26 protein-coding genes are annotated in these 24,164 nt (G+C 41.2%); 25 read left to right on the plus strand and 1 reads right to left on the minus strand.

Annotation, left to right across the window (positions count from 1 at the left end; genetic code table 11):
- Positions 1-10 precede the first annotated feature (10 nt).
- The 6 genes from holB to rsmI are packed head-to-tail and all read left to right on the plus strand — an operon-like array spanning position 11 to position 4,139.
- Entirely contained in the window at positions 11-1,000 is a 990-nt protein-coding gene (gene holB, locus M1D81_RS00225; RefSeq protein ID WP_456265953.1) for a DNA polymerase III subunit delta', read from the plus strand.
- Positions 1,001-1,002: 2 nt separating this feature from the next.
- Positions 1,003-1,830: a PSP1 domain-containing protein gene (locus M1D81_RS00230; RefSeq protein ID WP_024425628.1), complete on the plus strand. Its 828-nt coding sequence runs from the start codon at positions 1,003-1,005 to the stop codon at positions 1,828-1,830.
- Between the two features lie 14 nt (positions 1,831-1,844).
- The gene (yabA, locus tag M1D81_RS00235; RefSeq protein ID WP_024425629.1) at positions 1,845-2,198 is read left to right on the plus strand and encodes a DNA replication initiation control protein YabA; all 354 of its coding nucleotides are present in this window, start codon (positions 1,845-1,847) and stop codon (positions 2,196-2,198) included.
- A 55-nt stretch (positions 2,199-2,253) separates the two neighbouring features.
- Positions 2,254-2,997 (plus strand): tRNA1(Val) (adenine(37)-N6)-methyltransferase, encoded by a 744-nt coding sequence (locus M1D81_RS00240; RefSeq protein WP_024427205.1) that lies wholly within the window; start codon positions 2,254-2,256, stop codon positions 2,995-2,997.
- On the plus strand, positions 2,984-3,283 hold the full coding sequence (locus M1D81_RS00245) for a GIY-YIG nuclease family protein (protein WP_456265952.1): 300 nt from the start codon (positions 2,984-2,986) through the stop codon (positions 3,281-3,283). Before M1D81_RS00240 ends, M1D81_RS00245 begins: the two co-directional genes overlap by 14 nt.
- Positions 3,258-4,139 (plus strand): 16S rRNA (cytidine(1402)-2'-O)-methyltransferase, encoded by an 882-nt coding sequence (gene rsmI, locus M1D81_RS00250; RefSeq protein WP_024425632.1) that lies wholly within the window; start codon positions 3,258-3,260, stop codon positions 4,137-4,139. The genes M1D81_RS00245 and rsmI overlap by 26 nt, the downstream gene beginning before the upstream one ends.
- A gap of 45 nt (positions 4,140-4,184) precedes the next feature.
- On the opposite strand, the gene M1D81_RS00255 is transcribed toward rsmI, so the two are convergent.
- The gene (locus M1D81_RS00255; RefSeq protein WP_087975202.1) at positions 4,185-4,475 is read right to left on the minus strand and encodes an AbrB/MazE/SpoVT family DNA-binding domain-containing protein; all 291 of its coding nucleotides are present in this window, start codon (positions 4,473-4,475) and stop codon (positions 4,185-4,187) included.
- A gap of 520 nt (positions 4,476-4,995) precedes the next feature.
- Here M1D81_RS00255 and metG point away from each other — a divergent pair.
- The 19 genes from metG (at position 4,996) to spoVT (ending at position 24,152) form a co-directional block, all read left to right on the plus strand.
- Entirely contained in the window at positions 4,996-6,996 is a 2,001-nt protein-coding gene (gene metG, locus M1D81_RS00260) for a methionine--tRNA ligase (RefSeq protein WP_456265951.1), read from the plus strand.
- 81 nt (positions 6,997-7,077) lie between these two features.
- On the plus strand, positions 7,078-7,845 hold the full coding sequence (locus tag M1D81_RS00265) for a TatD family hydrolase (protein ID WP_034624441.1): 768 nt from the start codon (positions 7,078-7,080) through the stop codon (positions 7,843-7,845).
- Positions 7,846-8,089: 244 nt separating this feature from the next.
- A complete protein-coding gene (locus M1D81_RS00270) occupies positions 8,090-9,292 on the plus strand; it encodes a ubiquitin-like domain-containing protein (protein ID WP_456265950.1) in 1,203 nt (400 codons plus the stop codon).
- Positions 9,293-9,453: 161 nt separating this feature from the next.
- Positions 9,454-10,014, plus strand: coding sequence for a ribonuclease M5 (rnmV, locus tag M1D81_RS00275; RefSeq protein WP_017359323.1), 561 nt, complete (start codon positions 9,454-9,456; stop codon positions 10,012-10,014).
- Positions 10,007-10,885, plus strand: coding sequence for a 16S rRNA (adenine(1518)-N(6)/adenine(1519)-N(6))-dimethyltransferase RsmA (rsmA, locus tag M1D81_RS00280; RefSeq protein ID WP_456265949.1), 879 nt, complete (start codon positions 10,007-10,009; stop codon positions 10,883-10,885). Before rnmV ends, rsmA begins: the two co-directional genes overlap by 8 nt.
- A 134-nt stretch (positions 10,886-11,019) precedes the next feature.
- A complete protein-coding gene (gene yabG / locus M1D81_RS00285) occupies positions 11,020-11,904 on the plus strand; it encodes a sporulation peptidase YabG (RefSeq protein WP_456265948.1) in 885 nt (294 codons plus the stop codon).
- Positions 11,905-12,118: 214 nt separating this feature from the next.
- Entirely contained in the window at positions 12,119-12,376 is a 258-nt protein-coding gene (gene veg, locus M1D81_RS00290) for a biofilm formation stimulator Veg (protein ID WP_024425637.1), read from the plus strand.
- Positions 12,377-12,538: 162 nt separating this feature from the next.
- Positions 12,539-12,724, plus strand: coding sequence for a small, acid-soluble spore protein, alpha/beta type (locus M1D81_RS00295; protein ID WP_012008653.1), 186 nt, complete (start codon positions 12,539-12,541; stop codon positions 12,722-12,724).
- A gap of 146 nt (positions 12,725-12,870) precedes the next feature.
- Positions 12,871-13,740, plus strand: a complete 870-nt coding sequence (ispE, locus tag M1D81_RS00300) for a 4-(cytidine 5'-diphospho)-2-C-methyl-D-erythritol kinase (RefSeq protein WP_019743558.1) — start codon at positions 12,871-12,873, stop codon at positions 13,738-13,740.
- Between the two features lie 55 nt (positions 13,741-13,795).
- A complete protein-coding gene (gene purR, locus M1D81_RS00305; RefSeq protein ID WP_034624436.1) occupies positions 13,796-14,629 on the plus strand; it encodes a pur operon repressor in 834 nt (277 codons plus the stop codon).
- Between the two features lie 38 nt (positions 14,630-14,667).
- The gene (gene ridA / locus M1D81_RS00310) at positions 14,668-15,045 is read left to right on the plus strand and encodes a 2-iminobutanoate/2-iminopropanoate deaminase (protein ID WP_024425639.1); all 378 of its coding nucleotides are present in this window, start codon (positions 14,668-14,670) and stop codon (positions 15,043-15,045) included.
- Between the two features lie 224 nt (positions 15,046-15,269).
- Positions 15,270-15,566: a septation regulator SpoVG gene (gene spoVG / locus M1D81_RS00315; protein WP_008357439.1), complete on the plus strand. Its 297-nt coding sequence runs from the start codon at positions 15,270-15,272 to the stop codon at positions 15,564-15,566.
- 198 nt (positions 15,567-15,764) lie between these two features.
- The gene (gene glmU / locus M1D81_RS00320) at positions 15,765-17,135 is read left to right on the plus strand and encodes a bifunctional UDP-N-acetylglucosamine diphosphorylase/glucosamine-1-phosphate N-acetyltransferase GlmU (protein ID WP_024425640.1); all 1,371 of its coding nucleotides are present in this window, start codon (positions 15,765-15,767) and stop codon (positions 17,133-17,135) included.
- A 27-nt stretch (positions 17,136-17,162) separates the two neighbouring features.
- Positions 17,163-18,116, plus strand: coding sequence for a ribose-phosphate diphosphokinase (locus M1D81_RS00325; RefSeq protein ID WP_024425641.1), 954 nt, complete (start codon positions 17,163-17,165; stop codon positions 18,114-18,116).
- Positions 18,117-18,254: 138 nt separating this feature from the next.
- Positions 18,255-18,881: a 50S ribosomal protein L25/general stress protein Ctc gene (locus tag M1D81_RS00330; protein ID WP_426052960.1), complete on the plus strand. Its 627-nt coding sequence runs from the start codon at positions 18,255-18,257 to the stop codon at positions 18,879-18,881.
- Between the two features lie 140 nt (positions 18,882-19,021).
- Positions 19,022-19,588, plus strand: coding sequence for an aminoacyl-tRNA hydrolase (pth, locus tag M1D81_RS00335; RefSeq protein ID WP_456265947.1), 567 nt, complete (start codon positions 19,022-19,024; stop codon positions 19,586-19,588).
- Positions 19,589-19,643: 55 nt separating this feature from the next.
- Entirely contained in the window at positions 19,644-19,874 is a 231-nt protein-coding gene (locus M1D81_RS00340) for an anti-sigma-F factor Fin family protein (RefSeq protein ID WP_003217967.1), read from the plus strand.
- Between the two features lie 68 nt (positions 19,875-19,942).
- Positions 19,943-23,476, plus strand: coding sequence for a transcription-repair coupling factor (gene mfd / locus M1D81_RS00345; protein WP_456265946.1), 3,534 nt, complete (start codon positions 19,943-19,945; stop codon positions 23,474-23,476).
- Between the two features lie 139 nt (positions 23,477-23,615).
- Positions 23,616-24,152 carry a stage V sporulation protein T gene (gene spoVT / locus M1D81_RS00350; protein ID WP_024427194.1) on the plus strand — a complete coding sequence of 179 codons (537 nt, stop codon included), beginning with the start codon at positions 23,616-23,618 and terminating at the stop codon, positions 24,150-24,152.
- The last annotated feature ends 12 nt before the right edge of the window (positions 24,153-24,164 follow it).

A 24,164-nucleotide genomic window follows, 5' to 3' on the forward strand; every position in this document is an offset into this window, starting at 1 on the left:
GAGTGATAACATGGCAATTAGCTGGGATGACATGAATGATTTGCAGCCGCGCGTCATGCGGCTGATTTTTAATAGTATTGAGAAAAACCGACTTACTCATGCCTACTTATTTGAAGGAAAAAAAGGAACCGGAAAACTGGATGCAGCGATGCTTTTGGCTAAGAGCTTTTTTTGTTTGGAATCAGGAGTGAAACCATGTGAATCCTGTCAAAACTGCAAAAGGATTGAATCAGGAAACCACCCGGATTTACATCTTGTGCAGCCTGATGGCCAATCAATTAAGAAGGCGCAAGTGCAGGCACTGCAGGAGGAATTTACAAAAGCCGGTGTAGAATCTCACCGCAAAATGTATATTATTCTTCATGCGGACAAAATGACGGTCAATGCCGCGAACAGTTTATTGAAGTTCCTAGAGGAGCCTAATCGGGAAACGATGGCGGTTTTAATCACTGAGCAATCGCATAAAATGCTGGATACGATTATTTCAAGATGTCAGATGCTCAGCTTTCAGCCGCTGCAGCCACAATCCTTGGAGCAGCAGCTTTTACAAGAAGGCGTATCTCAGCATCTCGCAAGGCTTTTGTCGAATTTAACCAATAATTTAGCAGAAGCACTCGAATTAAGTCGAAATGATCAGTTTGCAGAGTCTAGAGCAAAAGTGATAAAATTGTATGAAGTCTTACACCAGCGAAAAGAACATGCATTTTTTTATATACAGGATCAATGGATGCCTTTTTTCAAAGAGAAAGACCTTCAAGAAACAGGTCTGGATATGCTTTTATTTATATATCGTGATGTATTGTCGATTCAAATAGGAAATGAAGATAAAGTCATTTATCAAGACTTATTCCAGACAATGAAGCAGCATGCGCTGCATTCCACACAGCAGATGGTGACCAGCCAGATCCTTGCTGTATTAGAAGCGAAAAAGAGACTTCAATCCAACGTGAATGCCCAAGGGCTGATGGAGCAATTGGTGTTGATGTTGCAGGAGGGATAAGCTTGTACAACGTAATTGGTGTTCGCTTTAAAAAAGCGGGCAAAATCTATTATTTCGATCCTAATGGATTTCATATAGAAAATGATAGTTGTGTCATTGTAGAAACGGTTAGAGGGGTTGAGTACGGACAAGTGGTCATCGCCAACAAAAAAGTAGATGAACACGATGTGGTTCTCCCTTTGCGTAAAGTCATTCGTGTAGCAGACGAACGTGACCGGCTCATCGTTGAGGAAAACAAAGAAGCAGCGATGACAGCCTTTGATACATGTCTTCAGAAAGTAAGTGAACATGGGTTGGAAATGAAATTGGTTGATGTTGAATTTACATTTGACCGAAACAAGGTCATCTTCTACTTCACAGCAGATGGCAGAGTTGATTTCCGTGAGCTAGTGAAGGATCTTGCATCAATCTTCAAAACGAGAATTGAACTTCGCCAGATTGGTGTAAGAGACGAGGCAAAAATGCTTGGCGGCATTGGTCCTTGCGGGCGAATGCTTTGCTGTTCGACATTCTTAGGAGACTTTGAACCAGTGTCTATTAAGATGGCAAAGGATCAAAACTTGTCGTTAAATCCGACAAAAATTTCAGGCCTATGCGGACGTTTGATGTGCTGCTTGAAATATGAGAATGATGAGTATGAAACAGCGAAAGAACAATTACCGGATATCGGCGAAACGATTCAGACATCTAATGGCTCTGCAAAGGTAGTAGGGCTCAATATTTTAGAACGAATTTTGCAAGTTGAATTAACCGGGCAAGAAAAAGTGATAGAATATACATGGGAAGAATTATTACAAGAAGGCGTTGTATCTGCACAAACAACTGAGTAACGAGGTGTGCCACCTTGGATAAAAAGGAACTATTTGATACGGTGATTAATTTAGAAGAACAAATCGGTTCTCTTTATCGCCAGTTAGGTGATTTGAAAAATCATATCGGTGAAGTGATTGAAGAAAATCATCAGCTGCAAATGGAGAATCAGCACTTGCGTGAACGTCTGGATCAGTCCGATCGAGACAAATCGTCTGAGGCAGAGAATGATTCTGCCCAGAAGCCAAGTCATTCTGATATAGGAGAAGGTCATGATAACCTGGCCCGGTTATATCAGGAGGGCTTCCATATTTGTAATGTACATTATGGGAGCATTCGTAAAGAGGGAGACTGTTTGTTCTGTCTGTCATTTTTAAATAAAAAATGAGAAAAGGCTTCCGCTGAATCGGGAGCCTTTTTCACAGGAAAAGAAAGGATACATCATGGTTTCGTTAAGAGAAGATGAACGTTTAGATTACCTGCTCGCCGAAGATATGAAGATTATTCAAAGTAAAACTGTGTTTGCCTTTTCATTGGACGCAGTGTTATTAGCTAAATTTGCGTATGTGCCAATCCAAAAAGGGGAGATCATTGATCTTTGTACCGGAAATGGCATCGTGCCATTGCTGCTTTCAACTCGTTCTAAGGCATCGATTACGGGGGTTGAAATTCAAGAACGGCTGTTTGATATGGCAAAAAGAAGTGTGGAGTATAATCAACTTGCGCACCAGATTGAATTGATTCATGGTGATTTGAATGATATGCCGGAACGCTACGGCAACCATAAAGTTGATGTGATTACATGTAACCCGCCATATTTTAAAACACCCTCTAAGGATGAAATCAATGAAAATGAATATTTGGCGATTGCACGGCATGAGATTCATTGTACATTAGAAGATGTTATTCGTGTTTCTTCCACGCTGCTAAAGCAAGGGGGGAAACTGGCGATGGTTCATCGACCAGGACGGCTGCTTGAGATTGTTGAATTAATGAAAAAATACCGAATTGAGCCGAAACGAATTCAATTTGTTTATCCCAAACAAGGGAAAGAAGCCAATACTATCTTGGTAGAGGGCATAAAAGATGGAAAACCAGATCTGAAAATTCTCCCGCCTCTTTTTGTTTATGGGGAAGATCAGGAGTATACAGATGAAATCAGGACGATACTGTATGGAGAAGCATAATCATTATTTCTATGTATTAAAATGTGCAGATGGCAGCCTGTATGCGGGTTATACAAATGATTTACAAAAAAGACTGATGACCCACAATAGTGGAAAAGGAGCAAAGTATACAAGAGCGAGACGGCCGGTTGAGCTTATTTATCATGAATGTTTTGCAACCAAAAGAGAAGCCATGCAGCAAGAATATCGTTTCAAAACGTGGACGCGGAAAAAGAAAGACATTTATATAGAAGAAATGCGAATGGAAAAGGAGGCGGCACATGAAAAAGACACAGAAAAGCTTTGATGGTCAATCTGGCATGGGTATTCTTTATCTTGTCCCAACCCCGATCGGAAATCTAGAAGATATGACATTCCGAGCGATACAAACATTAAAAGATGTAGACTATATTGCCGCAGAAGATACAAGGCAAACGAAAAAGCTTTGTCATGTATACGAGATTGATACACCCTTAACCAGTTATCATGAGCATAACAAAGACAGCAGCGGTCACAAGTTAATCGAATGGCTAAAAGAAGGGAAAAGTATCGCACTTGTGAGTGATGCCGGTTTACCGACGATTTCAGATCCAGGGGCTGAAGTGGTTCGAGATTTTACTAGCATCGGAGGCTATGTCATTCCGTTACCTGGTGCAAATGCTGCACTAACAGCACTCATTGCATCAGGAATCGCGCCTCAGCCATTTTTCTTTTATGGTTTTCTCGACCGTCAAAAAAAAGAAAAGAAAAAGCAGCTTGAAGCCTTGAAGAAACGTCAAGAAACGATCATTTTCTATGAAGCGCCCCATCGGTTAAAAGAAACGCTGACTTTAATGAAGGAAGTGTGGGGGAATCGGAACATCGCAATTACGAGAGAACTGACGAAAAAATTCGAAGAGTTTATTCGCGGGGATTTAGAATCTGTGCTGACATGGGCTGCGGAGAATCAAATTCGAGGTGAGTTCTGTCTTGTGGTACAAGGAAATGATCAAGCTGAAGAAGAGCTGAATGAAGAAGCTTGGTGGACGTCCTTATCTGAAAAAGAACATGTGATCCATTACATAGAGGAAGGATTAACGTCGAAGGAAGCCATTAAACGTACAGCTGTCGAACGTGGTGTACCAAAGCGCACGATATACGATGCTTATCATATTGAACAATAAAGAAAGGTTCTTGCAAACGGTGCAAGAACCTTTTTTATATGAACCTTATTTTTGTGATTGAAGTTGGTTTTGAATTTCGTTAATGATTTGCTCTGCGCCTTCACGGCTAAGAACTAATTTACCATTAGCAAGTTTAAGGTTATCGTCTGATACTTCACCTGTTACTTGGCAAGTCATGTTTGGTTTATATTTTTTTAAGATAATTTTTTCATCATCAACATAAATTTCCAAAGCGTCTTTTTCAGCGATTCCTAGCGTACGGCGAAGTTCGATTGGAATCACCACGCGTCCTAATTCGTCAACTTTACGTACAATACCTGTAGATTTCATCTTCATTCTCCTCCCAAAAAGTTCTTATTCTTAAAATAATATTATCTTCGTCATTATTCGACAAATTCCTTACATTCCTAGCATAACAAGGTTTCCATAAATCGTCAATCATTTTGTTTACTATTGTTTGTAAAATATGACTCTTAAAGTCAAAAGACCTTGAAACTACTGGTGTATAAGGATTTTGTAGGCTTTTCCTATGAAAATATAAGAAATGACGAGATCAGATTAACAAGACTTTTGCCCTAATTTAGCCAATTGTAAATCTGGAAATAGATTTAATACGACAATATTCGACAAAATGTCGACGGGTTTGTCGTTTTTTTCGAAAAACTCATCTTTTTCGATCATTTCATCTTGTTCTATGTATATATGCTTGATCTTAAAGGCTAAGATGGTATCATAGAGAAAGCACAAGTGCAAAATTGAATGAATTGATCTGACACATTTTCATGTAATGATGATAACCGCTCTCGTCCATTGGGCGGGAGTTTTTGACATTTACACACACGCAGGAGGTTCCGACATGCCGGAAAAGAAAAAAACGTTTTATCTGACAACACCTATTTACTATCCGAGCGGAAAATTACATATTGGACATGCTTATACGACAGTAGCAGGAGATGCTATGGCTCGTTATAAACGTCTTCAAGGCTATGATGTGATGTATTTAACAGGTACAGATGAGCACGGACAAAAAATTCAGCAAAAAGCTGAAGAACAAAATATCACACCGATCGAGTATTTAGATCCAGTCGTTGAAGACATTAAATCATTATGGAAGAAACTCGACATTTCGAATGATGACTTCATCCGTACAACAGAAAAAAGACATACGAAAATCATTGAGCAAGTCTTCCAAAAGTTGCTTGATCAAGGCGATATTTATTTAGATCAATATGAGGGCTGGTACAGTATTCCTGATGAGACATTCTATACGGAAACACAGCTTGTTGATGTTGAGCGTAATGAGAAAGGGGAAGTCATTGGCGGGAAAAGCCCTGACAGCGGCCACCCTGTTGAATTAATTAAAGAGGAATCATATTTCTTCCGTATGAGTAAGTATGCGGACCGTTTGCTCGATTATTACGAAAAAAATCCATCGTTTATTCAGCCTGAATCAAGAAAGAATGAAATGATTAATAACTTCATTAAACCAGGTTTAGAGGATTTAGCAGTATCAAGAACAACCTTTGATTGGGGAATTAAAGTTCCTAACAATCCAAAGCACGTCATTTATGTATGGATTGATGCGTTATTCAACTATTTAACTGCGATTGGCTATGGAACAGATCAAGATGAAAAATATAAAAAATATTGGCCTGCCAACGTACATCTCGTAGGAAAAGAAATTGTACGCTTCCATACGATTTATTGGCCGATTATGTTGATGGCATTAGATCTGCCTCTGCCGAAACAAATTTTCGCACACGGCTGGCTGCTCATGAAAGATGGCAAAATGTCTAAATCAAAAGGGAATGTGGTAGATCCGGTCACATTAATTGATCGCTATGGCCTCGATGCCCTTCGTTATTACCTGCTTCGCGAAGTACCATTTGGTGCAGATGGTGTGTTTACACCAGAAGGATTCGTGGAACGTGTAAACTATGACCTTGCCAATGATTTAGGTAACTTGCTTAATCGTACAGTTGCGATGGTCCAAAAATATTTTGACGGCACATTAAGCAGCTATAAAGGCCCTGTTAATGAGTTCGATGAAGAGCTGAAAGCAGTAGCTGAACAAACAGTCAAAGCCTATGAAGAAGCGATGGAAAATCTTGAATTCTCTGTGGCTCTTTCAAATGTTTGGACATTAATCAGCAGAACCAATAAATATATTGATCAAACAGCTCCATGGGTGCTGGCAAAGGATGAAACAAAAAGAAAAGAATTGCATTCTGTTATGTATCATTTAGCAGAATCACTTCGAATCACTGCAGTACTCTTAACGCCGTTCCTAACGAAAACACCTGAGAAAATCTTCTTCCAGCTTGGAATTGAAGAAGAGAAGCTCAAAAGCTGGGATAGTATCCTATCATTTGGTGCGATTCAACAAGCGACGGTACAAAAAGGAGAGCCTTTGTTCCCGCGTTTAGAGGTGGAAGAAGAAGTAGCCTACATTAAAGGAAAAATGCAGGGAAGTGCACCTAAGGTAGAAGAAGAGAAAGTGAAAATCGAAGAAACGGAATTACCTGAGCTGGGAGCAGAAATTGCATTTGATGATTTCTCAAAAGTTGATCTTCGAGTTGCACAGGTATTGGAAGCAGCCCCAGTGAAAAAAGCGGATCGTCTTTTAAAGCTTCAGCTTGATTTTGGATTTGAAAAAAGACAAATCGTCTCTGGGATTGCCAAGCACTATCAACCAGAAGAATTAGTAGGGAAAAAGCTCGTTTGCGTAGCGAATCTTACCCCAGTTAAACTCAGAGGGGAAATTTCCCAGGGAATGATTTTAACTGGAGAAACAGGCGGGAAATTGCAGGTTCTTGAAGTAGATCAATCTCTAGCAAATGGAACAAAAATTTTATAAATCAACAAAGGTGTTCCACGTGTAACATTTCGTCGAACACCTTTTGTTTTTTAGGAGAATTGTCGAAAGGAGCAATCAACCATGTTATTTGATACACATGCCCACTTGAATGCAGAACAATACAATGAAGACTTAGAGCAGGTGATCGAAAGAGCGAAAAGCGAAAAAGTTGAGAAAATCGTGGTGGTAGGGTTTGACCGCCCGACAATTACGAGAGCGATGGAATTAATTGAAGAGTATGATTTCATATATGCAGCTATCGGCTGGCATCCAGTCGATGCTATTGATATGACAGATGAGGATTTGGCTTGGATCAAAGATTTATCTCAACACGAAAAAGTGGTTGCGATTGGAGAAATGGGTCTGGATTACTATTGGGACAAGTCGCCAAAAGATGTGCAAAAGGAAGTCTTTAGACGCCAAATTGCTCTTGCGAAGGAAGTGAATCTTCCAATCGTTATTCATAATCGTGACGCAACAGAAGATGTCGTGACGATTTTAAAGGAAGAAGGAGCAGCTGAGGTTGGAGGTATTATGCACTGCTTTACTGGCAGTCTGGAAACTGCAAAAGCGTGTATGGAGATGAACTTTTATATTTCATTCGGTGGACCCGTGACATTTAAAAATGCCAAAAAGCCAAAGGAAGTTGTCAAGGAGATACCGAGTGACAAGCTTTTGATTGAAACAGACTGCCCATACTTAACGCCAGTACCATTTAGAGGGAAACGTAATGAGCCAAGTTATGTCAAATATATCGCAGAACAGATTGCGGAGCTGAGAGAAATCAGCTTTGAAGAGCTTGCTGAATTGACAACAAAAAATGCAAAAAAAGTTTTCCGTATAAACTGACAGTATATGATGTCAATCCTTGTTTAAGCTTGTCCAAATGTGAAACATAACGAAAAAGTTCTACACGTTTGCGCCTCCTCATAGGATAAGTTGTCGATAAGTCTTTCTTCCCTTCCTTCCATAAATCTCCCATAATAGGTTTACAATCGAGCATTTTTGTAGAGTGGGTGGAAGGGTTGACAGGTTTTGAGATACTCTATATAATCTCTCCGAGGAGAAGGAGGCGTTTTTCATCGTACAAAAAATGAAAAATCTGTTTTCTGTGAAGCTAGGAAAAGGCAAGGTTTTATTACTAGTTGTTTGCTTGCTTTTAGCTGGAACTGGAACGGCTTACGGTGCGCATGAGCTCACTAAGCAGTCTATTACCATTTCAATCAATGGTAAAGAGAAGACAATTCGTACACATGAAGACACAGTAGCACAGCTGCTTTCAGACCTTGGCATAAGGACCAAGGCGGAGGATCATATCTCTCCAAGTCTAAATACAAAGATTCAAGACAACATGAACATTGTGTATGATGCGGCTATACCGGTTCATCTGACCCTAGATGGGAAAGAGAAAACGATATGGACAACAGATCAAACGGTTGGAGCATTATTGAAGAATGAGAAGATAGATATTGGGAAGCACGATCAAGTAACTCCAGGGAAGAATGACAAGTTAACAAAGGATATGAATCTTGTGGTTCAGCAGGCCTTCCAGGTCAGCTTAAATGATGGAGGAAAAGATAAAAAAGTGTGGACCACTTCGACTACGGTCGCTGACTTTTTAAAGCAACAAGAGCTGAAGCTCAAGAAGCACGATAAGATCAAGCCTGCGTTACATAGTAACCTTTCTAAAAAGAGCGCAGATATAAAGATCACTCGGGTGGAAAAAGTCACCGATGTAGTGGAAGAGAAAATTGCTTTTGATACCAAACATAAAAAGGATCATTCTCTTGAAAAAGGGAAAGAGAAGGTACTTAAAAAAGGTGAAGAAGGTAAATTGAAGAAGCACTATGCCATTGTGAAAGAAAACGGCAAAGTGGTGTCTAAAGAATTGATTAAAGAAGTGACCGAAAAAGATAGTAAGGACCGTTTAGTGGCTATTGGTACACAAGTGGCCAAAAAGGAGCCTGCAGCGTCCCCTGCGGTTTCACGAAGCAATGAATCGTCAGGAAAAGAATTTTATGTGGCGTCAACAGCCTATACAGCGAGCTGTGCTGGATGTACGGGCAGAACGTCTACAGGCTTTAATTTAAAAGCAAATCCGGGTGCAAAGGTCATAGCAGTTGATCCGAGTGTCATTCCGCTGGGCTCAAAAGTGTATGTGGAAGGCTATGGATATGCCGTTGCATCAGACACTGGATCTGCTATAAAAGGGAATAAAATTGATGTGTTCGTCCCAAGTAAGTCGGCAGCTTATCAATGGGGAAATAAACGAGTGAAGATTAGAGTACTCAAATAAACACATCAAATCATTTATATGAACAGAGGGCTTTGCGCACCCTCTGTTTTTTTGGTTATAATAGAAGCACTGTTTTCTAATTAATTAGACGCAAAAGCAGCATGAAAGGTTTCGTTTTTTTAACCAAAAAATGTAGATTGTTTTTGCAAGCGGAGGAATACATGAAAATCAAAGAAATCATTGTGGTGGAGGGTCGTGATGACACTGCCAGAGTGAAGATGGCGGTTGATGCAGATACGATCGAAACAAACGGATCCGCCATTGGCGATACAGTTATTCAACAAGTGCGTCTTGCTCAGGAGACGAGAGGGGTCATTATTTTAACAGATCCTGATTTTCCTGGTGAGAAGATCCGTAAAACCATCGCAGAGGCGGTTCCTGGCTGTAAGCACGCTTTTTTGCCAAAGCATCTTGCGAAGGCGAAGCGGGATAAAGGAATTGGTGTCGAGCATGCTTCCTTGGACAGTATTCGGGAATGTCTTGCCCATGTCCATGAAGAAATGGAAGAATCGGAAAGTGACATTACATTAGACGACTTATTTGACGCAGGCCTTATCGGAGGCGAAGCATCGAAACGCCGCCGCGAACGACTAGGAGTGCTTTTAAATATAGGATATACCAATGCGAAGCAGCTGCAAAAGCGCCTTCACATGTTCCAAATAACCAAACATGATTTTATTGCGGCCTTAAAGACCGTCATGCAGGAGGAAGCAGATGAATAAAGATATTGCGACACCCGTCAGAACGAAGGAAATACTGAAGAAGTACGGTTTCTCTTTTAAAAAGAGCTTAGGGCAGAACTTCTTAATTGATACAAATATTTTAGATCGCATTGTCGATCACGCGGAGGTTACAGATGAGACCGGCGTCATTGAAATTGGACCTGGTATCGGCGCATTGACAGAGCAGCTTGCTAAACGTGCAAAGAAAGTCACCGCTTTTGAAATCGATCAGCGTTTATTGCCTATTTTAAACGATACGCTTTCTCCATATGATAATGTCACGATCATTCATCAAGATGTATTAAAGGCGGATGTGAGAAAGGTCATCGAGGAAAATTTTGCTGACTGTAAAGAAGTGATGGTCGTAGCCAACCTTCCATATTACGTGACAACCCCGATTATTATGAAATTGCTTGAAGAAAACCTTCCATTGAAAGGGATTGTGGTCATGCTGCAAAAAGAAGTAGCAGATCGTATGGCAGCTGCCCCTTCATCTAAGGAATACAATTCACTGTCTATTGCAGTTCAATTTTATACGGAAGCAAAAACGGTGATGGTTGTGCCTAAAACGGTTTTTGTTCCTCAGCCAAATGTCGATTCGGCTGTGATTAAGCTGACTGTTCGTGAAACGCCTGCTGTCTCAGTAGAAAATGATGCGTTTTTCTTTCAATTGATTCGAGCGAGCTTTGGCCAGCGCCGGAAAACATTGATGAATAATTTGATGAACAATCTACCCGATGGAAAAAAACATAAAGTCATTATCGAAGAAGCACTTCAAACAGCAGATATTGATGGAAAGCGCCGCGGAGAATCATTATCCATTGAGGAATTTGCCCGTTTGTCGAATGTTTTACAAAAAGCCCTTTCGTAAGGGCTTTTTTCTTTTGTTTTTCACCACTTCAACTGTTCGGGCATAGGCTAGAAAGAACAGCATATATGAAAGACGATCATGTGTAGTGCAAGACGATACCAACAGGATATGAGCCTGATTGTGGAGTGAACAGCATGCAATTTCAAATAGGAGATATGGTGACGAGGGCATCCTATCAAATGGATATTATGTTTCGAATCATACGAATTGATGAGACAGATCAGCACGAAGCCACTGCCATATTGCATGGGAATGAAGTAAGGCTGATTGCTGATGCTAAGATGTCGGATCTCGTCTTGATTCAAAAAGAGGAGCAGCTGACAAGGGAGAAGAACGACGAACGGAAAATTAACGAATCGCTCGACTTACTAAGACAGGATTATCAGCTGCTGCGTGAAAAACAAGAGTATTATACTTCTGGACAATATCAGCATCAGGAGCAGTATTTTCACATGCCTGGAAAGGTCCTTCATTTAGATGGAGATGCTTCATACTTAAAGAAATGCTTAGATGTATATGAACGAATTGGTGTGCCTGTATATGGAGTGCATTGCCATGAGAAGAAAATGCCAAGCGTGATCGATTCGTTACTTGATCAATATCGGCCTGATATTTTGGTCATTACAGGGCATGATGCCTATTCCAAGCAAAAGGGCGGCGTAAATGATATTGGTGCTTACCGCCATTCTCGTCATTTCGTTGAGACGGTTCAAAAAGCAAGAAAGAAAATTCCTCATTTAGATCAGCTTGTGATCTTTGCAGGCGCCTGCCAATCTCATTTCGAATCATTGATCCAAGCAGGTGCCAATTTTGCAAGCTCACCTTCACGTGTGAACATCCATGCACTCGATCCCGTCTATATCGTTGCGAAGATCAGCTTCACTCCATTTGTAGATCGAATCAACGTATGGGATGTGCTTCGTAATACATTAACAAGAGAAAAAGGTCTCGGAGGCATCGAGACGAAGGGCGTTTTAAGGGTAGGTATGCCATATAAAAGAGACCATGAATCGACATAACCCGACTGATTTTCAGTCTGGTTTTTTTATTGTGTAAAAAGAAACTTCAAATGGATACATAATTCACCGGAATTTGAGAAAAATAGGGAGGAGAAAAGGTAGAAGTTTGTCAAAATTATTTTGTTGACAATGGCTCGTGTTGGTTGATATAATTTAATTTTTATTTGACAAAAATGGGCCGTTGTTGTATAATTATCTCAGTGAGGTGGATGCAATGGCGAAGACTTTGTCCGACATCAAAAGATCGCTTGATGGTAACTTAGGTAAACGTTTGACGTTAAAGGCTAACGGAGGCCGCCGTAAAACAATTGAGCGTTCGGGCATTTTAGCTGAAACGTACCCTTCTGTATTTGTGATTCAATTAGATCAAGATGAGAATTCGTTTGAAAGAGTTTCTTACAGTTATGCAGATATACTGACTGAGACGGTCGAATTAACGTTCGATGATGCCGCTAGCTCAGTCGCCTATTAATGGGCAGTGAACTTCTTGTTTACTGCTTTTTGTTTTGCCTTTTTTCTGAATGGGAGTCTGTCCATTTTTTGAAAGGGGTAAAAGAAAGGATTCGATACAAAATAAGAAAGCCACAAAAGCAGTGGCACTGATTCGAATTCTCGACTAAAGGGGCTGTTTCGTTTGGGTAGACGCCGAGGCATTATGTCAGATGAGTTCAAATACGAGCTGGCGAAGGATCTTGGATTTTATGATACCGTCAAAAATGGAGGCTGGGGAGAAATTCGTGCGCGTGACGCAGGTAATATGGTCAAACGTGCCATCGAATTAGCTCAGCAGCACATGGCTCAGGATGAGAATCAACGATAGAAAAATGGTCAGGGATACCTCAGGTGTCTCTGGCTTTTTTTGTTGAAAAAGTCAGTGTGCTGGGCGCAAAAGCCAATATTCATCAGACCCATCAAATGTGATACAATATTGATACTTATGTTTAGATGGAGAAGTAGGTGAAATGTTTGCGTATTTTAGAAAAAGCACCGGCAAAAATTAATCTCTCACTTGATGTTCATGGAAAAAGACCGGATGGATATCATGAAGTAGAGATGGTGATGACAACAATAGACCTTGCAGATCGACTTGAGCTGACGGAGCTGGACAAAGACGAAATCCGTGTATCATCTCATAATCGATTTGTGCCAGATGATCAGCGTAACTTGGCTTATCAGGCGGCTAAATTACTCAAAACAAGGTTCGGTATTCAAAAAGGAGTATCGATTGTCATCACAAAAGCAATACCTGTTGCAGCAGGTTTAGCTGGAGGCAGCAGTGATGCTGCAGCAGCGCTTCGCGGTTTAAACCGTTTGTGGAAGTTAAATCTCACGTTAGATGAACTGGCTGAGCTTGGAGCGGAGATCGGCTCAGATGTGTCTTTTTGTGTACACGGAGGCACAGCACTAGCGACAGGACGTGGAGAAAAACTGAAGCATATCGCGACACCGCCGCATTGCTGGGTGATTTTAGCGAAGCCGGTGATTGGGGTATCTACAGCTGAAGTTTATAGACAATATGACGCAAGCAAAGTAGAACACCCAAATGTACAGCGTATGATTGAAGCCATTGAAGCGAAAGATTATAAAGAGATGTGCGGCTCTCTCGGTAACGTTCTGGAGTCTGTGACATTAAAGATGTATCCAGAAGTAGATATGATCAAAAGACAGATGAAGCGTTTCGGTGCTGATGCTGTATTAATGAGTGGAAGCGGCCCAACTGTATTTGGCTTGATTCAATATGAATCGAAGGTACAAAGAATATATAACGGACTGAGAGGATTTTGTGATCAAGTATACGCTGTCCGCATGATCGGCGAACAAAATGCCCTTGATTAAATCCGTATATTAAGTTATATTATTCATAAATTATTCGGGTTCTGGGGGTAAGTTCATGAAGTTTCGTCGAAGCGGCAGATTGGTGGACTTAACAAATTATTTGTTAACCCACCCGCACGTACTAGTACCGTTAACTTTTTTTGCAGAGCGATATCAATCTGCGAAGTCCTCCATTAGTGAAGACTTAACGATTATCAAACAGACCTTCGAACAGCAGGGAATAGGCACATTGCTTACTGTACCTGGCGCTGCTGGCGGAGTGAAATATATTCCTAAAATTCACCTAAAAGAAGCAGATGACGTAGTAAACGATATCGGAGAGGCATTATCAACTCCTGAACGTGTACTTCCTGGCGGTTATTTATATTTAACCGATGTTTTAGGCAATCCATCGATACTTGCGAAAATCGGTAAGCTGTTTGCGACCATCTTTGCGGACCGTGCGATTGATGTCGTCATGACCGTTGCGACAAAAGGTATTCCGATTGCCTATTCTGTTGCGGGTTATTTAAATGTGCCTGTTGTGATCGTTAGAAAAGATAATAAGGTAACGGAAGGATCAACTGTCAGTATTAATTATGCGTCAGGTTCTTCTAACCGAATTCAAACCATGTCCCTTGCAAAGCGAAGCTTAGATAAAGGCTCCAATGTGTTGATCATTGATGACTTTATGAAAGCGGGCGGAACCATTAACGGCATGATGAATTTGCTTGAGGAATTTAATGCAAATGTTGCAGGGATCGGTGTTCTTTTAGAAGATGAAGGCGTAGATGAACGTCTTGTCGATGAATATGTCTCGTTGTTAAAGCTTTCTACCATTGATATGAAGCAAAAAATCATTGAGATCAATGAAGGCAATTTCCACGAGTTTTTTCATTCGAAAGCGTAAGCTTTGATTAAACATGTATTTGAATGGGAGAGATTGATATGACAAAAGTTGTTCAAACCAAACATGCACCAGCAGCCATTGGACCTTACTCTCAAGGAATAATTGTCAATAACATGTTTTACAGCTCAGGGCAAATTCCATTAACCCCAGCTGGAGATTTTGTCAATGGAGATATTAAAGAACAAACACATCAAGTATTCCGTAATCTTGAGGCTGTACTTGAAGCAGCAGGTGCTTCCTTTGAAACAGTCGTGAAAGCAACTGTTTTCATTAAAGATATGGAACAATTCGCTGAAGTGAATGAAGTGTACGGTGAGTATTTCCATACACATAAGCCAGCTCGTTCATGCGTGGAAGTGGCAAGACTTCCAAAGGATGCGCTTGTAGAAATAGAAGTAGTTGCATTAGTTAAATAAACAGGCACTCTCAATGAAAGCCGTTTGGTTTCATCATATGCAGGGAAAGACATCATCATGATGTCTTTTTTTATGCTGAGAATGTAAGCGCCGTCACGAATATGACAAATAATGTATAAATATCCCGATATTTCAAAAAAAGTTTAAAAAAAGAGCAGGAGAATCACCACGATCGTTGAATACCTAAGTAATGCTTTTATATTGGGAAAAGGTGGTGAACTACTGTGGAAGTTACTGACGTAAGATTACGCCGCGTGAATACCGATGGTCGCATGAGGGCGATTGCATCCATCACGCTGGACCACGAATTTGTTGTTCATGATATTCGTGTGATTGATGGAAACAATGGGTTGTTTGTAGCAATGCCTAGCAAACGCACGCCTGATGGAGAGTTTCGCGATATTGCACATCCAATTAATTCAAGCACTCGGGGTAAAATCCAAGATGCTGTATTAAATGAATATCATCGCTTAGGCGAAGAGGAAGAAACAATTGAATATGAAGAAGCTGGAGCTTCTTAATCATATGTGAACCTAAAAAGACAGCTTTAAGAGAAAATGAATGTTTTCTTTTAAATGTTGTCTTTTTTGCGTTCTTTCTCTTGTTTCTTAAGTCTTTCATTTGTTAGAAAATTATTGTACTTCCTTATGTATCCTTGAAATCAGTCTTTATTTAGGATATATTTTTCTATGGATAATAGGGATATTGGAGGCCAATCAATGGATAAGCGGTTCGCAGTGATTTTAGCAGCGGGAAAAGGAACGAGAATGAAGTCAAAGCTATATAAAGTACTTCATCCAGTTTGCGGAAAGCCAATGGTCGAGCATGTGGCAGATGAAGCGTTAAAGCTTTCTTTAGCCAAGCTGGTGACGATTGTCGGTCATGGTGCAGAGGACGTGAAAGAGCAGCTTGGAGACAGAAGTGAGTATGCACTTCAAGAAGAACAGCTGGGAACAGCCCATGCCGTCAAACAAGCAAAGTCGTTCCTCGCGCAGGAAAAGGGAACAACCATTGTCATTTGTGGTGATACGCCATTATTGACAGCGGAAACAATGGAAGCCATGTTAAGCGAGCATCAAAAACATCAAGCGAAAGTCACTATTTTAACAGCACATGCGGATGATCCGACAGGCTATGGCCGTATTATTCGTGATGAAACAGGTGCTGTCGTGAAAATTGTGGAGCATAAAGATGCGAACGATGCAGAGCGTCAAGTGAATGAAATTAATACAGGGACTTATTGCTTTTCAAATGAAGATCTCTTCCGTGTGATTGAGCAAGTGTCGAATGAAAATGCACAAGGTGAATACTACTTGCCAGACGTTATTGAAATTCTAAAAAATGAAGGGCAGACAGTTGCAGCTTATCAAACACCGCATTTTGAAGAAACACTTGGAGTTAACGATCGTATCGCTCTATCACAAGCAGAGCAATTCATGAAGCGACGTATTAATCATCAGCATATGAAGAATGGTGTGACCTTGATTGATCCTGAGAACACGTATATTTCGCCAGATGCTGTCATCGGCGAGGATACAGTTATTTATCCTGGGACGGTCATCAAAGGGAATGTAAAAATCGGTGCAGACGCCACTATTGGGCCAAACACTGAAATTGTTGACAGCATCATCGGAGATCGAACAGTCATTAAGCAATCTGTCGTCTGCGATAGTGAGGTTGGAGTTGATGTGACAATTGGACCGTTTGCTCATATTCGCCCGTTGTCGAAAATTGGCGACGAAGTAAAAATTGGAAATTTTGTCGAAATCAAGAAAACAGTTTTCGGAGACCGCAGCAAAGCATCTCATCTAAGCTACATTGGAGACGCAGAGGTCGGAACTGATGTAAACCTTGGCTGTGGTTCTATTACAGTCAACTATGATGGGAAAAACAAATTCTTAACGAAGATTGAAGACGGCGCATTTATTGGCTGTAATTCAAATCTCGTTGCACCAGTCACTGTCGGAAAAGGGGCATATGTTGCAGCCGGTTCAACGGTTACAGAAGATGTACCGCAAGATGCATTGTCTATTGCTAGAGCAAGACAAGTCAATAAAGAAGATTATGTGAAAAATATTCATAAAAAATAATCCAAATACCCGGAGGTTTACCATACCATGTCTAATCGTTATGCTGATGCGAATTTAAAGATATTCTCTTTGAATTCAAACCCTGAACTTGCCAAAGAAATTGCCGATCGTATCGGAGTTGATGTAGGAAAAAGCTCTGTTAAACGTTTTAGTGACGGTGAAGTCCAAATCAATATTGAAGAAAGTATCCGCGGCTGTGATTGTTATGTCATTCAATCAACAAGTGCGCCAGTCAATGAGCATATTATGGAATTGCTCATTATGGTGGATGCGCTAAAACGCGCTTCTGCGAAAACTGTCAATATTGTGATCCCTTATTATGGATATGCACGTCAAGATCGTAAGGCAAAACCTCGTGAGCCAATCACTGCGAAGCTTTTTGCAAACTTGCTTGAAACAGCAGGTGCTACACGTGTGATTGCGCTTGATCTTCATGCGCCGCAAATCCAAGGTTTCTTTGATATTCCAATCGATAACCTAATGGCTGTGCCAATCTTAACAAACTATTTCGAACAGAAGAACTTGAATGATATCGTTGTTGTGTCTCCTGACCACGGTGGTGTGACACGTGCGCGTAAAATGGCAGACCGCCTGAAAGCGCCAATCGCAATTATCGACAAACGCCGTCCAAAGCCAAACGTTGCTGAAGTCATGAACATTATTGGTAACATTGAAGGCAAAACGGCGATTCTAATTGATGATATCATTGATACAGCTGGTACTATTACACTTGCAGCAAATGCGCTAGTCGAAAATGGAGCAGCTGAAGTCTATGCTTGCTGTACGCACCCAGTATTGTCTGGACCAGCAGTAGAACGTATCACAAACTCTAAAATTAAAGAATTAGTTGTGACAAACAGTATTCAATTAACTGATGACAAGAAAGTTGGAAAATTCATTCCGCTTTCAGTTGGGCCTTTGCTTGCAGAAGCCATCATCCGTGTACATGAAGAAGAATCTGTGAGCTATCTTTTCAGCTAATTTTCTGATTAAAAAAGGCCCTAGGCATCAAGCTTGGGGTCTTTTTGCTATCATCATTCACGGCAAATAGGTTTAAAATGATTCGGTTATGGGTAATTATGAGAGTAGTGACAAAAAAGAAATAGGATGGTGCTGAATATGGCAACTTTAAAAGCAAATAAAAGAACTGATTTCAAACGTTCCACACTGCAAAAAATCCGTCATTCAGGACACGTTCCTGGTGTCATATACGGAAAAAATACAGACAGCCTGGCTGTTTCATTAGACAGTATCGATTTATTAAAAACCTTACGTGATGAAGGGAAGAATACAATCATCACCTTAGACGTAGGTGGTGAAACGAAATCTGTGATGGTGACAGAATTACAAACAGATCCGCTGAAAAACGAACTTGTCCATGCTGACTTCCAAGTTGTTGACTTACAGCGTGAAATTGACGCGGATGTACCAATACAGCTGATTGGCGAGTCTAAAGGGGTAAAAGATGGCGGTGTGCTTCAGCAGCCACTATTTGAACTATCTGTTACAGCGAAACCAAAAGATATCCCGCAGAATATTGAAGCTGATATCACAAACTTAGAAGTCAATGATGTCTTAACAGTTGCTGATCTGCCTGTTCAGTCATCTTATCAAATCAATAACGATCCAGAAGAAGTCGTTGCCTCCATTCTGCCGCCTCAGCAATCAGAGGTTCCTGAGCCAGATAGCGAAGAAGAGCCGCAAGAGCCTGAGGCTATTAAAGAAAAGGATGACGATGGAGAATAACTGGTCATTTAAAGACGTAACCCTCCCGCGGTTGCGTCTTTTGTGCTAGAATGAAAAGAATTCATACGTTTTTACATGAGGCAATCTGATTGGCTCATTTTTTAGGCGTGTGCTGTGTGACAAAGGAGGTTATTGGTTTCATGATTGCATTCGTTGGATTAGGCAATCCAGGAAAAGAATATGAAAAAACAAGACATAATGTCGGGTTTATGACAATAGATGAATTATCGAAAAAATGGGACATTCCTTTAAATCAATCAAAATTCCATGGACAATTTGGAACTGGGTTTGTTTCGGGGCAAAAGGTTCTACTTGTAAAGCCGCTTACATATATGAACTTATCAGGAGAATGTGTGCGTCCGCTGATGGACTATTACGATATTCCCCTTGAACATTTGAAAGTGATTTATGATGATCTTGATTTGCCAACTGGCCGGATTCGCTTACGTACAAAAGGAAGTGCAGGCGGGCATAATGGAATCAAATCATTGATTCAGCATTTAGGTTCACCTGAATTTGACCGATTCCGTATCGGCATTGGACGTCCTCAAAACGGCATGAAGGTCGTTGATTACGTACTAGGGCGTTTCTCAGAAGAAGAACAGCCTGACATCGCCTCAGCCATTCAATCGTCTGTCGAGGCTTGTGAAGCGGCTTTAAATAAGCCGTTTTTAGAAGTGATGAATGATTTTAACAAGAAGGTATAAGAATGATAAGCGAAGCACATACTGATCATAAAATCTCAGCATGGGAGGATCACGTATGGCTTTGCATTATTACTGCCGCCACTGTGGTGTAAAGGTTGGCAGTCTAGATGAATCCGCTGTCCAAAGTGAAGCACTTGGATTTCATCACTTAACAAATGAGGAAAGAAACGATATGATTTCTTATAGGGAAAATGGTGATTTACATGTACAAACCATTTGTGAGGATTGCCAAGAGGCGCTCGAAAGAAATCCTGATTACCATCAGTATCATACTTTTATTCAATAAAAAAGCTTTGGTGTAGATATTAGACCAAAGCGTTTTTCTGTTTTAAACATACAGGGAGGAGGAGCCAAATGAAAAACATACAATCATTTATCAAACAAAGTGATGATTTTCAGTCCATTTTTAATGGGCTAAAGGAAGGGTTAAAAGAACAGCTGCTTGCCGGACTATCAGGCTCCGTCAGATCTTTATTTACAGCCGCGATATCAGACGAACTGAAGCGGCCAATGTTTATTGTGACTCACAATTTATATCAGGCACAGAAGGTAACCGATGATCTAGCAAGTGTGATGCCGGATCGCTCGGTTCTTCTTTATCCTGTCAATGAACTTATCGCTTCAGAAATTGCAGTGGCAAGCCCTGAGCTGAGAGCACAGCGTTTAGATGTCCTGAACCGGCTTGCGAATGGAGAAAATCCCATTATCGTCACTCCCGCTGCTGCGGTGCGCAGGATGCTTCCGCCAGTTGAGCTCTGGAAGGAGAGTCAGATCCATTTAAAGATCGGTGAAGAAATTGATTTGGAGGCGTTTTCAAAACAACTCGTACAAATTGGTTATGACCGGACGTCGATGGTTGCTGCGCCCGGAGATTTTAGTGTGCGCGGAGGAATTATCGACATCTATGCGTTAACGGAAGATCATCCAATCCGTATTGAACTGTTTGATACAGAAGTAGACTCGATTCGGACGTTTCATTCGGATACACAGCGTTCATTAGAAACCCTCCAAGAAATCAAAATAGGTCCTGCAAAAGAGTTAATTGTGAGAGGTCCTGAACGAGTGAGAGCCATTGAACAGCTTGATCAAGGACTGGCAAAGAGCTTAAAGAAATTCAACTCAGATCAGCAAAAAGAGCTGCTTCATCAAAATATTTCTGCTGATCGCGAGAAGCTGCTAGAAGGCATCGTGACACAGGAAATGACGAAGTACCTGTCCTATTTCTATGAAAAGCCTGCTAGTTTGCTAGATTACACATCGCAGGATACGATTATTATTTTAGATGAAATCAGCAGAATTCAGGAGATGGAAGAACAGCTTGAACAGGAAGAAGCCGATTGGACAATTAGTCTGCTTGAAGAAGGCAATATTCTTCATGATTTATCTCTATCTTTCCCGTTCCAAGAACTGATCAATCAGCAATCGAGATCCATTCTGTACTACTCTTTGTTCCTGAGACATGTCCAGCAGACAAATCCGCAAAATATCGTCAATGTATCTAGTAAGCAAATGCAGAATTTCCACGGACAGATGAATGTGCTGGCGAGTGAAATTGAACGCTATAAAAAACAGCAATATACGGTTGTCTTCTTAGGTGCTGATGAAGAGCGGACAGAAAAGTTGTCGTCTGTTCTGCATGATTATGACATTGAAGCTGCTCTTGCTAAACCGGATGCTGAGCTTGTGAGCGGACAGGTGTATATTTTACAAGGTGAGCTGCAAACAGGCTTTGAACTGCCGTTATCAAAAATTGCTGTGATCACAGAAGGTGAACTCTTCAAGAAACGTGTGAAAAAGCAGGCGCGTAAGCAAAAGCTGACCAATGCAGAGCGAATCAAGAGCTATTCAGAGCTTCAAGTCGGCGATTATGTGGTGCACATTAACCACGGGATCGGTAAATATTTAGGAATTGAAACGCTGGAAATCGGCGGCATTCATAAAGATTATTTAAATATTCATTATCAAGGAAGCGACAAGCTTTATGTACCGGTTGAACAAATTGATCAGGTGCAGAAATATGTAGGATCAGAAGGTAAAGAACCAAAGCTGTACAAACTTGGCGGCAGCGATTGGAAACGCGTGAAGAAAAAAGTTGAAACATCTGTACAGGACATTGCAGATGATCTGATTAAATTGTACGCAGAACGCGAGGCAAGCAAAGGATATGCCTTCTCGCCTGATCATGAGATGCAGCGTCAGTTTGAATCTGCGTTCCCTTACCAGGAAACAGATGATCAAATCCGCTCGATTCATGAAATTAAACAAGATATGGAGCGGGAACGTCCAATGGACCGTCTGCTTTGTGGAGATGTGGGTTACGGAAAAACGGAGGTGGCTATTCGTGCGGCCTTCAAAGCGATTGCTGACGGGAAGCAGGTAGCCTTGCTTGTTCCGACAACCATCTTAGCACAGCAGCATTTTGACACAATCATGGACCGATTCCAAGACTACCCTGTCAAAATTGCGCAGCTGAGCCGTTTCCGTACAAGAAAAGAAACAACTGAAACGTTAAAAGGGCTGAAAAACGGAACGATTGATATGGTTATCGGCACACACCGTCTTCTTTCAAAAGACATCGTCTACAAGGATTTAGGACTGTTGATCATTGATGAGGAACAGCGTTTTGGTGTGACGCACAAAGAGAAAATTAAGCAGATGAAAGCCAATATCGACGTACTGACATTAACGGCTACGCCAATTCCGCGTACGCTTCATATGTCCATGCTTGGCGTACGGGATTTATCAGTGATTGAAACACCGCCTGAAAACCGTTTCCCTGTTCAAACCTATGTGGTTGAGTACAATGGCGCTCTAGTCAGAGAAGCGATAGAGCGAGAATTAGCACGCGGCGGTCAAGTGTACTTCCTTTATAACCGTGTTGAGGATATTGAACGAAAAGCAGACGAAATCTCCTTGCTAGTCCCAGACGCAAAAGTCAGTTATGCGCACGGGAAAATGAGTGAGAACGAGCTGGAATCAGTGATGATCAATTTCCTTGAAGGTGAATCAGATGTATTGGTCAGTACCACCATCATTGAAACGGGAGTCGATATTCCAAATGTGAACACGCTCATCGTCCACGATGCCGATAAAATGGGTCTTTCTCAGCTGTACCAGCTAAGAGGACGAGTCGGGCGTTCGAACCGTGTCGCTTATGCTTATTTCACGTATCGAAAAGATAAAGTTCTTTCTGAAGTTGCGGAGAAAAGACTGCAAGCCATTAAAGAATTCACAGAGCTCGGATCTGGGTTTAAAATTGCGATGCGTGATTTAACAATTCGAGGAGCAGGGAACTTACTTGGTGCTCAGCAGCATGGCTTCATTGATTCGGTTGGATTCGACCTCTATTCTCAAATGCTGAAAGAAGCCATTGAGGAAAGAAGAGGCGATACAACGGCTCAAGATAAGTTCGAGCCAGAAATTGATCTGCAAATTGATGCTTACATCCCAGACACTTATATTTCGGATGGCAAGCAAAAGATTGAAATGTATAAACAGTTCAGAGCAATTGGATCGATTGAAGAGCGTAAGGAGCTTCAGGATGAAATGATCGACCGATTTGGTGAATATCCGCAAGAAGTGGCTGACTTGTTTACGATTGCGACAATGAAGGTGTACGCTGTCCAGGAACGTGTCGAGCTGATCAAGATGGAGAAAGGCATTGTCAGAATGACTCTTGATGAGAAAGCAAGCAGTGAAATCGATGGTCAAAAATTATTTGAACTCGGCAGTAAATATGGACGTGAAATCGGGTTAGGAATGGAAGGCAGCAAGCTGATTATTTCTGTCCAAACGAAAGGCAAGAAGACCGAGGAATGGCTTGAGGTTGTTCTTAACATGCTTCGAGGCCTTCAAGATGTGAAAAAAGAAACCATTCCATCTTCATAAAATTTTGTTTGTCTCTCGTGTATATTACGTTTGATGTGACGGATACTAAACTCAGGGTCAAGTGGTGAATGTTGCATAAAGTGGACGCTTTTGTTCCATTCACCCAACACATCATCAAACGAAAGAGAGGCAGCAGTGAATGAAAGCAACTGGAATTGTACGCCGCATCGATGATCTAGGTAGAGTGGTTATTCCGAAGGAGATTCGCAGAACATTGCGCATCCGGGAAGGAGATCCGCTTGAGATTTTCGTCGACCGCGATGGAGAAGTGATTTTGAAGAAGTATTCGCCGATTAGTGAGCTAGGAGACTTTGCGAAGGAATATGCTGATGCATTATTCGACAGTCTGGGTCATTCCATCCTGATCTGTGATCGAGATACGTATATTGCTGTATCCGGCAGTTCGAAAAAAGAGTACTTGAACAAATCCATCAGTGATTTACTTGAACGAACAATGGATCAGCGTAATTCTGTGTTAGAAGAAAATAAAAAAGAAATTCAACTTGTCGATGGTATTGATGATGACGTATCTGCTTATACCATTGCACCTATTGTTGCGAACGGAGATCCAATTGGCGCCGTCGTCTTATTTTCTAAAGAGCGTTCAATGGGAGAAGTGGAGCATAAAGCGGCAGAAACGGCAGCTGGCTTCTTAGCCCGTCAAATGGAACATTAGGTCTAATAACTC

This window comes from Bacillus sp. JZ105, assembly GCF_053903125.1.

Excerpts from the sequence above, each read along its gene's own strand:
- holB (WP_456265953.1), top strand. The coding sequence starts at position 11 with ATGGCAATTAGCTGGGATGACATGAATGATTTGCAGCCGCGCGTCATG.
- M1D81_RS00240 (WP_024427205.1), top strand. The coding sequence starts at position 2,254 with ATGGTTTCGTTAAGAGAAGATGAACGTTTAGATTACCTGCTCGCCGAA.
- M1D81_RS00245 (WP_456265952.1), top strand. The coding sequence starts at position 2,984 with ATGGAGAAGCATAATCATTATTTCTATGTATTAAAATGTGCAGATGGC.
- rsmI (WP_024425632.1), top strand. The coding sequence starts at position 3,258 with ATGAAAAAGACACAGAAAAGCTTTGATGGTCAATCTGGCATGGGTATT.
- M1D81_RS00255 (WP_087975202.1), bottom strand. The coding sequence starts at position 4,475 with ATGAAGATGAAATCTACAGGTATTGTACGTAAAGTTGACGAATTAGGA.
- metG (WP_456265951.1), top strand. The coding sequence starts at position 4,996 with ATGCCGGAAAAGAAAAAAACGTTTTATCTGACAACACCTATTTACTAT.
- M1D81_RS00265 (WP_034624441.1), top strand. The coding sequence starts at position 7,078 with ATGTTATTTGATACACATGCCCACTTGAATGCAGAACAATACAATGAA.
- M1D81_RS00270 (WP_456265950.1), top strand. The coding sequence starts at position 8,090 with ATGAAAAATCTGTTTTCTGTGAAGCTAGGAAAAGGCAAGGTTTTATTA.
- rnmV (WP_017359323.1), top strand. The coding sequence starts at position 9,454 with ATGAAAATCAAAGAAATCATTGTGGTGGAGGGTCGTGATGACACTGCC.
- rsmA (WP_456265949.1), top strand. The coding sequence starts at position 10,007 with ATGAATAAAGATATTGCGACACCCGTCAGAACGAAGGAAATACTGAAG.
- yabG (WP_456265948.1), top strand. The coding sequence starts at position 11,020 with ATGCAATTTCAAATAGGAGATATGGTGACGAGGGCATCCTATCAAATG.
- veg (WP_024425637.1), top strand. The coding sequence starts at position 12,119 with ATGGCGAAGACTTTGTCCGACATCAAAAGATCGCTTGATGGTAACTTA.
- purR (WP_034624436.1), top strand. The coding sequence starts at position 13,796 with ATGAAGTTTCGTCGAAGCGGCAGATTGGTGGACTTAACAAATTATTTG.
- ridA (WP_024425639.1), top strand. The coding sequence starts at position 14,668 with ATGACAAAAGTTGTTCAAACCAAACATGCACCAGCAGCCATTGGACCT.
- glmU (WP_024425640.1), top strand. The coding sequence starts at position 15,765 with ATGGATAAGCGGTTCGCAGTGATTTTAGCAGCGGGAAAAGGAACGAGA.
- M1D81_RS00325 (WP_024425641.1), top strand. The coding sequence starts at position 17,163 with ATGTCTAATCGTTATGCTGATGCGAATTTAAAGATATTCTCTTTGAAT.
- M1D81_RS00330 (WP_426052960.1), top strand. The coding sequence starts at position 18,255 with ATGGCAACTTTAAAAGCAAATAAAAGAACTGATTTCAAACGTTCCACA.
- pth (WP_456265947.1), top strand. The coding sequence starts at position 19,022 with ATGATTGCATTCGTTGGATTAGGCAATCCAGGAAAAGAATATGAAAAA.
- M1D81_RS00340 (WP_003217967.1), top strand. The coding sequence starts at position 19,644 with ATGGCTTTGCATTATTACTGCCGCCACTGTGGTGTAAAGGTTGGCAGT.
- mfd (WP_456265946.1), top strand. The coding sequence starts at position 19,943 with ATGAAAAACATACAATCATTTATCAAACAAAGTGATGATTTTCAGTCC.
- spoVT (WP_024427194.1), top strand. The coding sequence starts at position 23,616 with ATGAAAGCAACTGGAATTGTACGCCGCATCGATGATCTAGGTAGAGTG.